The sequence below is a fragment of the Streptomyces sp. NPDC001848 genome, from assembly GCF_042891915.1.
In the GTDB taxonomy this organism is placed as follows: domain Bacteria; phylum Actinomycetota; class Actinomycetes; order Streptomycetales; family Streptomycetaceae; genus Streptomyces.
In genome coordinates this window covers 13,428-25,429 of sequence record NZ_JBIATP010000002.1, presented here as the reverse complement: position 1 = coordinate 25,429, position 12,002 = coordinate 13,428, and the positions used below count along the sequence as shown (strand labels likewise).

The following is a 12,002-nucleotide window of genomic DNA, read 5'->3' as shown; positions in this document are numbered from 1 at the left end:
CATTTCAGAACTGATACCAGTTCTAGTTGAACTAAGCTAGGCTCGGGACCCGCCGGCCGGCGGGGGTACGGCACTCGTTCGGCTGCCCCGCACCACCACACCCAAGGACGACAACCGAGTGTCTTTCTTCACCATCGGCCACCGCGGTGTCATGGCCGCCGAGCCGGAGAACACCCTGCGCTCCTTCCTGCGGGCCGAACGCGAGGGTCTGGACGGCATCGAACTGGACCTGCACCTGAGCAAGGACGGCGAGCTGGTCGTCATGCACGACGAGACCCTGGACCGCACGACGAACGGCTCCGGTCCGATCGCCGACCAGAAGTTGCGGAGGCTCAAGAAGCTCGACGCAGGCCTCGGCGAGCGCATCCCCACGTTCGGGGAGGTGCTGGACGCCGTCGGGCCGACGCTGCCGATCCAGGCGGAGATCAAGGACGTGGCCGCCGCCCGGTCGCTGGCCAAGGTGCTCACCGACCGCGACCTGCTGGACCGGGTCTCGGTGCTGTCGTTCCACGACGTGGCGCTGATCGAGATCCACAACCTGCTGCCGCAGGCCCGCACCGTGCTGGTGGCAGGCCCCAGCGCGCACCGCGACACCTTCGTCGGCCGCGCCCAAAAGGTCGGTTCCACCCTGGTCAGCGTGGAGCTGCGCCAGCTGAACCGGGCCATCGTGGAGAAGTGCGGCGCCGCCGGCATCGACGTGATGGCCTGGACCGTCAACGACGAGCGCGACCTGGCGCTGGCCCGGGCGCTCGGCCTGGTGGGCTGCGTGACCGACCAGCCCGGCATGAAGCGGCTGGTCGAGGCCACGGCCTGACCTTGTGAAACAAGTTCTCGTTATAGCGGGCAAGGGCCATGGGCGGGGCTGAGGCGGGATGACGACGAGCCAGGGCGGGGAGCCGATGACACAGGCGCACGACCACGGCGGAGGCGTACGGTCCTTCCGGGTCCCCATCCCGGACAACCCCCTCGGCCACACGCTCGTCCACGTCCTCGACACCGACCGCGGCCCGGTGCTGATCGACACCGGCTGGGACGACCCGGACTCCTGGGACGCGCTGGCGCGGGGCCTGGCGGCGTGCGGGACGTCGCCCGCGGAGGTCTTCGGCGTCGTCATCACCCACCACCACCCCGACCACCACGGCCTGTCCGGGAGGGTCCGCGAGGCGTCCGGGGCGTGGGTCGCGATGCACGCGGCGGACACCGCGGTCGTACGGCGGACCCGCGACACCGGCCCCGAGCGCTGGTACTCGTACATGGCCGACAAGCTGGCCGCGGCCGGCGCCCCCGGGGAGCACCTGGCCCCGCTGCGCGCCGCGCACGGCCACCGGGCCCTGCCGGGCCTCACCCCCGCGCTGCCCGACCGCGAGATCGTCCCCGGGGAACTCCTCGATCTCCCCGGGCGCAGCCTGCGCGCGATCTGGACGCCGGGACACACACCCGGCCATGTCTGCCTCCACCTGGAGGAGGACCACCCCGCCGGGCTCCCGGGCCACGGCCGCCTGTTCTCGGGCGACCACCTGCTCCCCGAGATCACCCCGCACATCGGCCTGTACGAGGACCCGGACGACACCACCGTGACCGACCCGCTCGGCGACTACCTCGACTCGCTGGAGCGCGTCGGCCGCCTGGGGCCCGCCGAGGTGCTGCCGGCCCACCAGCACCCCTTCACCGACGCGCCGGGCCGGGTACGGGAACTGCTGGCGCACCACGGGGAGCGGCTGACCGGGCTGCTGACCCTGCTGTCCGCCCCGCTCACCCCCTGGCAGCTCGCCGAGCGCATGGAGTGGAACCGCCCCTGGGAGCAGATCCCGTACGGCTCACGGCACATCGCGGTCGCGGAGGCCGAGGCCCATCTGCGCCGACTGGTGAAGCTGGGCCGGGCGGAGGCGGTGACGGGGAGCGATCCGGTGGCGTACGTGGCGGTGTGAAAACGGCTGGCACCGCGTGCTCGGCGGTTGGTACCAAGACACATGGACGCCATGGACCCCTTGGATCCCTCAGACCCCCTGGACCCCTTGGACCGCCTTCTGGTCGAACGCGCCTGCGAGCGCGTCGTCATCGACTTCGTCCGCCGTCTCGACCTGGGCGAGCCGGACTCCGTGGCCGAGTTGTTCACCGAGGACGGTGTCTGGGAGTGGCCGGCACCGGGGGACGGGCGGCGGTTCGAGGGACGGGACGCGCTGCGGGAGTACTTCGGTTCACGGCCGGCGGACCGCCTCTCGCGCCGGATCATGTCCAACATCCTCGTCACGGTGACGTCGGCCGACACGGCCGAGGCCACGTCCTACTTCACGACGTACCGCGTCGACGGTTACTCCGGCGCCATGGTGCCGCCCGGTCCACCGGTCCAGGTCGGCCACTACGAGGACACGTTCCGCAGGGTCGACGGCCACTGGCTGCTCGCCTCCCGGGCCCTGCACCTGCCGTTCGGCGGCCCGACCGCGCGGCTGGCGTCGGCATAGGGATCCCGCTCGGGATTCGGGCCTGCCGCCTGCGACGCCGGTCACATTGCAACCGCCGTTCGTGCGGCGCGGGTCACACTGTCCGGTTTCTATGCGTATAGCCATTATGGGCGTTACGTGACCCAAACCGTGAGGCGCCCCACGTGACCACCGTCACCTACGACGCCGGACCGTAGATCCATCTCCATGGCATGAATACGCCAATTGCCCGCCCGACCTGCGGTTTGAGAGCCAGATCACACGCCAGACGTTCCCGTCGGATGCGACCACAACTAGTAAAAGGGGCCATTGCGGACATCCCGTCGGCCTGCTTCTCTGGATGACGTCGCCAGGCGCCGACGAGCCCACCCGGGTCGCGGCGCCGACGCATGCCCCCACCGCCTCCCGCGTGGTTCCGGCATGTTCGCGGCCCCCATGTCCCCGACGAAAAGGTTTCCTGTGACCGTCTCCTTCATCCGCCGCATCGCCTCCCCGAAGAAGGCCATCGCCGCCACCGCCGTCGCCGCCGCCGCCACCGGCGCGCTGCTCGCCTCGGCGCCCGCCCAGGCCGCCACCCCCACGTCGGCCTCGGCCTCGCCCTCTTCCGTCCAGGCGATCGCGCACCAGATGATTCCGGACGCGGCGCAGTACGAAGCGTTCAACAAGATCGTCTCGCATGAGAGCGGCTGGAACATCCACGCCACCAACGCCTCCTCCGGCGCCTACGGCCTGGTCCAGGCGCTGCCCGCCTCGAAGATGGCGTCCGCCGGTTCCGACTGGAAGACCAACCCGGCCACCCAGATCAAGTGGGGCCTGAACTACATGAACTCCCGCTACGGCAGCCCGGCTGCGGCGTGGAACTTCTGGTCCACCCACCACTGGTACTGATCGAGCCGATCACACCCGACCGCGAAGGCGGCAGCCCCCGCACCCGGGGCCGCCGCCTTCGGCGTGTCCCCAGGCTCGCACACGGCGGCCGGACGGCGAGCCCTTTCCCCACCGCTCCAACTGGTGTGGTGTCCTTGGTGTTTGCGCCCGCCTTCACTTGAGTGCACCACGCCCGTCCCACTGCCCGGAGGCCCGTATGAGCAGTGACACTCCGGTGGAGGAGCCCGGAACGCGCGGTCTGCGCCTGGTCCCCGCCCTCCTGGTGATGACCGTGATCAGCGGGATCGTCGACGCGGTGAGCTACCTGGGGCTCGGACACGTCTTCACGGCGAACATGACCGGCAACGTGGTGGTGCTCGGCTTCGCCGCCGCCGGGGCGCCCGGCTTCTCCACCTCGCACGCGGTGATCTCGCTGGGGTCGTTCCTGGTGGGGGCGGTGGCGGGCGGACGCGCGGGCCGGCGCTACGGCGGCGGGTCACGGCGCGCGTGGGCCCGGCTGACGCTCGGGGTCGAGGCGGTGCTGCTGGGCTCGTCGGCGGCGGTCGCCTTCGCCGCGCCGGGCACCACCACGACCACGTACACGCTGATCGCGGTGACGGCCTTCGCGATGGGGGTGCGCAACGCGACGGTGCGGAAGCTGGCGGTGCCCGACCTGACGACGACCACCGTGCTCACCTCGACCCTCACCGGGCTCGCCTCCGACTCCCGGCTCGGCGGGGGCACGGGCCGGCGCTCCCGGCGCCGCGCGGCCTCCGCGACCTGCCTGCTCGCGGGCGCCGTCCTCGGCGGCTGGCTGGTGATCCACCACGGCCTGGGCTGGCCCCTGCTGCTCACGGCCGTGGCGACGGCCGTGCTGGCAGTGGTGGCCTCGGAGCGGGAGTGACGGCACCAGCACCTCTCTTGCGGGTCACCGGGTCCTGACCCCGTTCGGTCGAGGGGCCCCCTCGCGCCAGGCCCCTGATGAGGTGCCTGGCGCGGCGGCTGGTGCTCAGTGGGCGTGCAGACGGACCGGCAGCCGCTGGTGACCGTTGCTGATCAGGGAAGCCACGGGCGGGAGTTGGCCCGCGGGTTCGGCGAGGTGGATGTCGGGGAAGCGGTCGAAGAGGCTCTGGAGCACGAGGGCGACTTCAAGACGGGCCAGGGGCGCGCCGAGGCAGAAGTGAACGCCGTGACCGAAGGCCAGATGGTCCTTGGGCTTGCGGGCGGCGTCGAACGTGTCGGCGTCGCTGTGCCAGTCAGGGTGGCGGTTGGCGGCGGCGTAGGAGGCGAGGATGGCCTCGCCGCGGGCGATGGTCTGCCCGTCGGGCAGCGGGATGTCGTTGACGGCGTACCGCAGCGGCAGGTGTTTGACGGCGGGTTCGTGGCGCAGGGTCTCCTCGACGACGTCGTCCCACGTCACAGCGCCGCTGCGGACCAGGTCCAGTTGGTCGGGGCGGGTCAGCAGGGTGTACACGGCTTGGTCGATGAGGTTGACGGTGGTCTCATAGCCGGCGCTGATCATCAGCAGCAGCGTGTCGCGCAGTTCCTCGGGCGAGAGGCGGGAACCGTCGCTCTCGTCGTCCCGGGCGGCGATGAGCAAGGACGTCATGTCGTCCCCCGGTGTACTGCGCTTGGTGGCGATGAGCTGGTCCAACTGCTCGTACAACCGGGCGGTGTTGGTCTGGGCCTCCACGGGGCTCAGCGTGGTGTCGAAGACGCCGTCCACGAGGACGCGGAAGGCGTCCCGCCGGCTCTCGGGCACGCCCATGAGGTGGCTGATCACCGCGATGGGCAGCGGGTAGGCCAGGTCTTGGCGCAGATCGACCGTCTCGTGCGCGGGGACGCCCGCGAGGCGGTCGATGAGCTGGGTCACCATGCCCTGGACCGCGGGTTTCATGGGGGCGATGCGACGGGAGCCGAAGGCGGGTGCGACCAACCGGCGCAGCTTGCGGTGGTTGGCGCCGTAAGCGGTGAACATGTTCTCGGCGGCGACCCACAGGGCGAGGGGCCAGGAACTGACCGTCTGTTCGAAGGCGGGCCAGTGCGTGCGGGCATCCTTGGAGACATCGGGACTGGTGAGCAGTTGTTTGAGCAGGGCGGGGTCGGTCACCGACCAGGCCGTGACACCGAGGATGTCCACCCGGGTGGCCGGGCCGCGGGCCCGTAGGGCGCGGTGCTCGGCGTGGTGGTCGGCGCCGGTGGGGTCGAGGACGAGCGGAGGCTGCTGGGCCATGGCCGGGCTCCTTGTCGTGCGGCGGGGAATGTGACGGGCAGGCTTCAAGGGCGCGGTGGAACGGGCCGGGGCGCCGGCTGAGTTCGGCGTCGCCGACGCGGTACGCGGCCGCCGGTGCTTTCCACCCCCACCGATCTCCCTGCCCTTCAGGACGGGTCCGACGGCCCGTCTGTGCCCCCTCGACGCGGAGTTCATCCCTCACCAGCAACCGTCAACCGATCACGTCCGCTTGAACAGCGGCTTGTCGGCCAATCCGTTGCATCCTCGGCGCGCCGCAGTCCATTGAGATACAAATGGGCGCCGTCGGCTGGACACAGGTCCGGGCGCGCGGGTGTCAGCAGCGCCTCGGTTCCGATGCAGGACCGCCGTACCGGGAGCCGATCCGGTAGGTGCCGGGCGCGGTCACCGTCAGCCGCGTGAAGTCGCCGTCCCGGCGCAGGCACGCCCCCTCGGTGCGCAGCCACGGCGAGTAGGCCACCCGGACGGTCACCGAACCGGCCTCGGGCATCCGGACGTCCACCTCGGCGCCTGTGGTGCGGACCACGGTGGCGGGCGGCGACACCAGGGGCACCGCGTCGCGCACCCGGTACACGCGCCAGTGCGCGTCCTGCCACACCGGCTCCAGCCAGGCCGGACGGTGGTCGCGCACCAGCCGCGCCTCGGCCTCGGCGTACCCGTCCGGCTTGCCCAGCGGCAGGATGACGAAACCCACCGCCCAGTGGTCCAGCCATGTCCGGTAGGTGGCCGCCGAGAACGTGCCGTCGTAGAAGAGGCGGCCGCGTTCCATGTCGAGCTGGCGGTTCCAGCCGCGAGCCATGTTCACGTACGGGGCGAGGGCCGTGGCCTCGCGGTGGTTGCGGGCCGGGACGACCTCGACGCGGGTGCGGTCCGCGCCCACGTCGCGGACGGCGCGGATCACTCCGTCGGTGTCCGCTGCCCAGGCCGGCACCGTGGTGGAGACCTCCAGGTCGTCGACGGTCTTGCGGCCCACCCAGAAGACGGAGAAGGCCAGCACCGCGATCAGCAGGGTGCGCCGGACCATCCGCAGCCGGGGTGAGGTGAGCAGGACCGCGAGCAGCGCGGCGGGCGCGAAGAGTTCCGCGAACCGCTCGATGTTCGTCCCGACGGGCGAGGGGATCAGATACGCGAGGACGGTCCCGGCGGCGTAGACGACGCCGCTCCAGCGTGCGACGCGCCAGTCGCGCGGGGACAGCACCGCGACGGACAGCCCGAACAGCACCGGCTGCCAGATCCGGTCCGCCGGCATCAGCTGCTGCCCTCGGAAGGGGAACAGCAGCGTGGTGCAGGCGACCACCGCGAGCGGCGGCACCAGCAGCACCAGGGCCCGTCCCCAGTCCCGTACCGGCAGGAACCCGGCCCCGACCACGGCCAGGAACAGCCCCGCCACCGGACTGGCCATGGTGGCGAGCGCCGCGCAGACCGCCGCCCACACCAGCCGCCGCCTTGTCAGCAGCACACAGCTTCCCAGCCCGAAGGCGACACCCAGCGCGAACGTGGTGCGGCCGGAGGCCACGTCGCACCACAGCGCCAGGGAGGCGAGCAGCGCGGGCCCCAGCGGCCTGCGGACCCCGGCGCGCACGATCAGCAGCGCGGCGAGCCAGGAGGCGGCCAGTCCGGAGGCCACCGTCACCGTGCGCACACCGAGCGCGGCCATCAAGTACGGGGAGATCAGGCTGTAGTTGGCGGTGTGCATCCCGCCGTACCAGAAGAGGTTGTACGCCGAGGCGCCGTAGCGGGCCGCGAAGTGGGCCCAGGCCTCCTGGGCGGCGAGATCACCGCCTCCGGTGGCGAGGAACAGCGACCACACCGCGTACAGCGGCAGGGTGGGGAGCGTGGCGAGGAGCGGAATCCGATGGCGGTTCCAGAGCGCCCGCAGGGGCCGGTTCCGGGGGGCGGCCACGTCCTCGGGCTGGGCGTGGGTGGGCTCGGCAGGGGCCACGGGCGCGCGTTTCCGTTCGACGTCGTCGGCGAGGGGCACGATTGTGCCCTGTTGAAGACGCCGAGGTGGCGTGGGACGTTCGCACACTGCCGGGGCACCTGGGTCTCGGGGGAGGCAGGGGCGGGGCGTAGGGGGGATGCCCCTGCCTCCCTCGGGGCGGGCCTGCGGCGCCGGGAGGCCGACGGCCCGGATCCGTCAGCCCACGGTGACCCGGAGCTCTTTCACCCCGTTGATCCAGGCGGAGCGCAGGCGGCGCGGGTCGCCGACCGGCTTGATGTCCGGCATGGCGTCGGCGATCGCGCCGAGGATGAGGTCGATCTCCAGTACGGCCAGGGACTTGCCGAGGCAGTAGTGCGGGCCTCCGCCGCCGAACCCGAGGTGCGGGTTGGGGTCGCGGGTGATGTCGAAGACGTCCGGGTGGTCGAAGACCTCGGGGTCGTGGTTGGCGGAGGAGTAGAAGAGCCCCACCCGGTCGCCCTTGCGGATCTGTTTGCCGCGGAGTTCGGTGTCCTGGGTGGCGGTGCGCTGGAAGGCGTTCACCGGGGTCGCCCAGCGGACGATCTCCTCGGCGGCGGTCCTCGGCCGCTCCCGTTTGTAGAGGTCCCACTGGGCGGGGTGGGTGAGGAAGGCGTGCATCCCGTGGGTGATGGCGTTGCGGGTGGTCTCGTTGCCGGCGACGGCCAGCATCAGCACGAAGAAGCCGAACTCGTCGGAGCTGAGGCTCCCCTCGTCCTCGGCGGCCACCAGCGCCGTCACGATGTCCTTCGCCGGGCACTGCTTGCGGTCGGCGGCCATGTTCATGGCGTAGGCGATGATCTCGGTGGCCGACCGGGCGCCGACCTCCTCGGTGATGGCGTACTCGGGGTCGTCGTACGCGATCATCTTGTTGGACCAGTCGAAGATCTTGCCCCGGTCCTCCTGCGGGATGCCGATCAGCTCGGCGATGGCCTGCAACGGCAGCTCGCAGGCGACCTGGGTGACGAAGTCGAAGGGGCCGTCGTGGGCGAGGGCGCCCTGGACTATGGCGTGCGCGCGGGCCCGCAGCCTGTCCTCCAGGGCCCGGATGGCGCGCGGGGTGAAGCCGCGCTGGACGATCTGGCGGACCCGGGTGTGTTCGGGCGGGTCCATGTTGAGCATGATCAGCCGCTGGGCGTCGATCGAGTCGCGCTCGATGTGCTCGTTGAACCGGATGATCGCCGTATTGAGGGACGAGGAGAAGATCTCCGGGTGTGTGGAGACGTACCTGACGTCGGCGTGCCGGGTGACCGCCCAGTAGCCCTCGTCCTGGAAGCCCGCGAGCCCGGCCGGCTGGGGTATCCAGCACACCGGCTCCGCCCGGCGCAGTGCGGCGAACTCCGGCAGGGGCACGCGGTGGTGCAGCAGATCGGGATCGGTGAAGTCGAACCCGTCGGGCAGCGCGGGACAGGGCATGGCGAACCCCACCATTCTTCCGTCTGACGGCCTATCAGGTTTCCGTGAAGGTAGTAACGGGTTCTACAAGCCGCAAGGGGTACGGGGCCCCGATTGCGTGCGAGACTCGTGCAGATCACAGCTCCGGAGGCTGCACGACCCTTGCGGCCTTGGACACCCTGTCAGCAAACTGCACACAGAACTAGAACGCGTACTAGTTCTGCGTGGCGGGTGGGCCGGGACGCCCGCGCCGCGCGGGTGACCGAGGAGAGGACGAGCCCCCATGGCCGCGGAACCCGTGATCGTCGAAGCCGTGCGCACCCCCATCGGCAGGCGCGGCGGCGCGCTCGCCCATCTGCACCCCGCCTACCTCCTGGGCGAGACCTACCGCGAACTCCTCGGCCGCACCGGCATCCCCGCCGACTGCGTCGAACAGATCGTCGGCGGCACGGTGACACACGCCGGGGAACAGTCGATGAATCCGGCGCGCACGGCGTGGCTGGCGATGGGCCTGCCCTACGAGACGGCGGCGACGACGGTCGACTGCCAGTGCGGCTCGTCCCAGCAGGCGTCGCACATGGTGGCCAACATGGTCGCGGCGGGTGTGATCGACGTGGGGATCAGCTGCGGGGTGGAATCCATGTCCAGGGTGCCGCTCGGCTCGGGCTCCAAGCACGGTCCGGGCAAGCCCTTCCCGGACGAGTGGAACGTGGACCTCCCGAACCAGTTCGAGGCGGCCGAGCGGATCGCCCGCCACCGCGGCCTCACTCGCGAGAACGTCGACGCGCTGGGCCTGGTCTCCCAGGAACGGGCGGCGGTCGCCTGGTCGGAGGAGCGGTTCAAACGTGAGACGTTCGCCGTGCAGGTGCCGACCACGGAGGAGGAGCAGCGGGCGGGCCAGGGCATGTGGCGCCTGGTCGACCGGGACGAGGGCCTGCGGGACACGTCGATGGAGGCGCTGTCCCGCCTGAAGCCGATCATGCCCACGGCGGTGCACACGGCGGGCAACTCCTCACAGATCTCGGACGGCGCGGCGGCGATCATGTGGGCGTCGAAACGGATGGCACGCGCACTGAAGCTGCGCCCGCGCGCCCGAATCGTGGCCCAGGCCCTGGTGGGTGCGGACCCGCACTTCCACCTGGACGGCCCGATCGACGCGACCAAGGCGGTACTGGGGAAGGCCGGGATGTCCCTGAAGGACATCGACCTGGTCGAGATCAACGAGGCGTTCGCGTCGGTGGTCCTGAGCTGGGCTCAGGTCTTCGACCAGGACCTGGAGAAGGTGAACGTGAACGGGGGTGCGATCGCGCTGGGTCACCCGGTGGGTGCCACCGGGGCGCGGCTCATCACGACGGCGCTCCACGAACTGCAGCGGACGGACAAGGAGTTCGCGCTGGTGACGATGTGCGCCGGGGGCGGACTGGCCACCGGGACGATCATTCAGCGGTTGTAGCCGCCGCCCAGGAGACGAACGCCGAGAAGGCGGCCGGCGCGAGGGTGAGCACCGGCCCGGCGGGGGTCTTGGAGTCGCGTACGGCTACGGTGGTGCAGGGGGCTTCGGCGATCTCTACGCAGTCGCCGCCCTGGTCGCTGCTGTGGGACGACTTGCGCCAGGCCAGGGGGCCGAGGGGGGCGCACTGGACGCATTCGCCACCCTGGTCACTGCTGTAGCTGGACTTACGCCACTGGATCCCTGCCGGCATCGCCTTGCTCTCCATAGCGTTCCTCCATCACGCGCCGGATCAGCTCCGCCGAGTCCCCGAGGGAGAGAGCGGCGGCACGAGGATGATCGTAACGGAGCGAGCAGTCCTTGACGGTGGTCGGGTTGGCGGTCGGATGCCCGCTGCCGTAGCTCTCCGTGTAGACGATGTCCGGGTCGTTGGTGAAGTGGTAGAGGGTGAATGAGCCTGTCAGCCCCGCGTGCGCTCCGGCCGAGAACGGCAGCACCTGGATGTTGATCCGGGGGTTGTCCTCGAAGGACAACAAGTGAGCCAGTTGGCCACGCATGGCCTCGGGGCCGCCGATCTCCTGATACAGAGCGGCCTCGCTGAGGATCAGCCAGAAGACCGGCGGCTCCTCTTTCTGGAAGATGCGCTGACGGGCCAGACGTACGGCGGTCCGGTCATCGAGGTCGGCCTGGTCCAGTGCGCCTAATGTGGCGCGCGCATACGCCTCGGTCTGGAGCAGACCGTGAACCATGCCCATCTGGAAGGTGCAGATCTCAGTGGCCCGCACTTCCAGTGCCGCCACCTGCTGGAACCGTGCCGGAAGTTGGCTGCGCAGCACCAGCTCGACCAGCCGGGACAGCAGCCCGTCCGTCCCCAGGGCCGCATCCACCCGCTCACTGAACTCCGGTGTCGGAACCTTCCGCGCCGTCTCGACCTGCCCCACCAACGACCCGGTGTAGTTGACGATCTCCCCGAGCTGCTTCTGCGTCAGCCCGGCAGCCTCTCGATGCCGACGCAGCTCGAAACCGTAGTAGTCGAGCGGTGAGGCGCCCGGGTCGAGGATGTTGATGTGGGTCACGCACGGCCCCCTTCGCGCAACGCGGCCCACAGCGGGACCGGTTGTATCCAATCTGTAGCCGAGCGTAGTCGGGCGAGGTCAGGCTCGTCCTGTGAACGACTACATTCCCGTCGCCCTCCTGGGCCGCCTCCCCGCCCAGTACCGCATGCGCCTCACCGTCGCCGAGCACTCGGCGCGGCACATCCGCCGTATCGTCCGCTCGTTCCTCCGGGAGTGGGAGATGGAGGAACTGGCCGACGCCGCCGAGCTGGCCGTGACCGAGCTGATCGCCAACGTCGTACGCCACGTTCCCGATCGGCGTTGCACGCTGCTGGTGCTGCGGCAGGCAGCCGGTATCCGGGTGGAGGTGACGGACGGCTGCGGGCAACACCCCGCGATGCCCTCAAAGTTGCGGCCGGAGGCGGAGAACGGCCGCGGGCTGCTCCTGCTCGACGCGGTGGTCGACAACTGGGGCGTGGAACCGCACGGTGCGGGCGGCAAGACCGTGTGGTTCGAGTGCGAGGCCGGGACCGTCGCTTGACGCGCGTGAGCAGCCCTGCCGGAAGGCCGATGGGGCTGCTCCTGG

The 12,002-nt window shown here is 70.7% G+C and carries 12 protein-coding genes; 7 read left to right on the top strand and 5 right to left on the bottom strand.

Features of this window, described 5'->3' with window-relative positions:
• Positions 1–118: 118 nt before the first annotated feature.
• The 5 genes from ACFYZJ_RS03180 (at position 119) to ACFYZJ_RS03160 (ending at position 4,212) form a co-directional block, all read left to right on the top strand.
• Positions 119–814: a glycerophosphodiester phosphodiesterase gene (locus ACFYZJ_RS03180; protein WP_388562279.1), complete on the top strand. Its 696-nt coding sequence runs from the start codon at positions 119–121 to the stop codon at positions 812–814.
• 85 nt (positions 815–899) lie between these two features.
• Positions 900–1,928 carry an MBL fold metallo-hydrolase gene (locus tag ACFYZJ_RS03175; RefSeq protein ID WP_388563347.1) on the top strand — a complete coding sequence of 343 codons (1,029 nt, stop codon included), beginning with the start codon at positions 900–902 and terminating at the stop codon, positions 1,926–1,928.
• A gap of 51 nt (positions 1,929–1,979) precedes the next feature.
• Positions 1,980–2,462 carry a nuclear transport factor 2 family protein gene (locus ACFYZJ_RS03170; RefSeq protein WP_388563345.1) on the top strand — a complete coding sequence of 161 codons (483 nt, stop codon included), beginning with the start codon at positions 1,980–1,982 and terminating at the stop codon, positions 2,460–2,462.
• A gap of 438 nt (positions 2,463–2,900) precedes the next feature.
• Positions 2,901–3,329 carry a transglycosylase SLT domain-containing protein gene (locus tag ACFYZJ_RS03165; RefSeq protein WP_388562277.1) on the top strand — a complete coding sequence of 143 codons (429 nt, stop codon included), beginning with the start codon at positions 2,901–2,903 and terminating at the stop codon, positions 3,327–3,329.
• Between the two features lie 196 nt (positions 3,330–3,525).
• On the top strand, positions 3,526–4,212 hold the full coding sequence (locus ACFYZJ_RS03160) for a YoaK family protein (protein ID WP_388562275.1): 687 nt from the start codon (positions 3,526–3,528) through the stop codon (positions 4,210–4,212).
• A 105-nt stretch (positions 4,213–4,317) separates the two neighbouring features.
• Here ACFYZJ_RS03160 and ACFYZJ_RS03155 read toward each other — a convergent pair whose 3' ends face one another.
• From ACFYZJ_RS03155 to ACFYZJ_RS03145, 3 genes are all read right to left on the bottom strand, one after another.
• On the bottom strand, positions 4,318–5,541 hold the full coding sequence (locus tag ACFYZJ_RS03155; protein ID WP_388562273.1) for a cytochrome P450: 1,224 nt from the start codon (positions 5,539–5,541) through the stop codon (positions 4,318–4,320).
• A gap of 334 nt (positions 5,542–5,875) precedes the next feature.
• A complete protein-coding gene (locus tag ACFYZJ_RS03150; RefSeq protein ID WP_388562271.1) occupies positions 5,876–7,501 on the bottom strand; it encodes a hypothetical protein in 1,626 nt (541 codons plus the stop codon).
• Between the two features lie 195 nt (positions 7,502–7,696).
• Positions 7,697–8,932, bottom strand: coding sequence for a cytochrome P450 (locus ACFYZJ_RS03145; RefSeq protein WP_388562269.1), 1,236 nt, complete (start codon positions 8,930–8,932; stop codon positions 7,697–7,699).
• A 262-nt stretch (positions 8,933–9,194) separates the two neighbouring features.
• Between ACFYZJ_RS03145 and ACFYZJ_RS03140 the strand changes: the two genes are divergently transcribed.
• Positions 9,195–10,364, top strand: a complete 1,170-nt coding sequence (locus ACFYZJ_RS03140; RefSeq protein ID WP_388562267.1) for a steroid 3-ketoacyl-CoA thiolase — start codon at positions 9,195–9,197, stop codon at positions 10,362–10,364.
• On the opposite strand, the gene ACFYZJ_RS03135 is transcribed toward ACFYZJ_RS03140, so the two are convergent.
• A complete protein-coding gene (locus ACFYZJ_RS03135) occupies positions 10,348–10,614 on the bottom strand; it encodes a DUF397 domain-containing protein (RefSeq protein WP_388562265.1) in 267 nt (88 codons plus the stop codon). The genes ACFYZJ_RS03140 and ACFYZJ_RS03135 overlap by 17 nt on opposite strands.
• Positions 10,589–11,437, bottom strand: a complete 849-nt coding sequence (locus ACFYZJ_RS03130; RefSeq protein WP_388562263.1) for a helix-turn-helix domain-containing protein — start codon at positions 11,435–11,437, stop codon at positions 10,589–10,591. Before ACFYZJ_RS03130 ends, ACFYZJ_RS03135 begins: the two co-directional genes overlap by 26 nt.
• 91 nt (positions 11,438–11,528) lie before the next feature.
• Here ACFYZJ_RS03130 and ACFYZJ_RS03125 point away from each other — a divergent pair, with 91 nt between their 5' ends.
• Complete coding sequence (locus ACFYZJ_RS03125; RefSeq protein ID WP_388562261.1) at positions 11,529–11,957, top strand: ATP-binding protein; 429 nt, start codon at positions 11,529–11,531, stop codon at positions 11,955–11,957.
• The last annotated feature ends 45 nt before the right edge of the window (positions 11,958–12,002 follow it).

Coding starts and splice junctions, on each gene's coding strand:
- ACFYZJ_RS03170 (WP_388563345.1), top strand. CDS start 1,980: ATGGACCCCTTGGATCCCTCAGACCCCCTGGACCCCTTGGACCGCCTT.
- ACFYZJ_RS03140 (WP_388562267.1), top strand. CDS start 9,195: ATGGCCGCGGAACCCGTGATCGTCGAAGCCGTGCGCACCCCCATCGGC.
- ACFYZJ_RS03155 (WP_388562273.1), bottom strand. CDS start 5,541: ATGGCCCAGCAGCCTCCGCTCGTCCTCGACCCCACCGGCGCCGACCAC.
- ACFYZJ_RS03160 (WP_388562275.1), top strand. CDS start 3,526: ATGAGCAGTGACACTCCGGTGGAGGAGCCCGGAACGCGCGGTCTGCGC.
- ACFYZJ_RS03135 (WP_388562265.1), bottom strand. CDS start 10,614: ATGCCGGCAGGGATCCAGTGGCGTAAGTCCAGCTACAGCAGTGACCAG.
- ACFYZJ_RS03145 (WP_388562269.1), bottom strand. CDS start 8,932: ATGCCCTGTCCCGCGCTGCCCGACGGGTTCGACTTCACCGATCCCGAT.
- ACFYZJ_RS03175 (WP_388563347.1), top strand. CDS start 900: ATGACACAGGCGCACGACCACGGCGGAGGCGTACGGTCCTTCCGGGTC.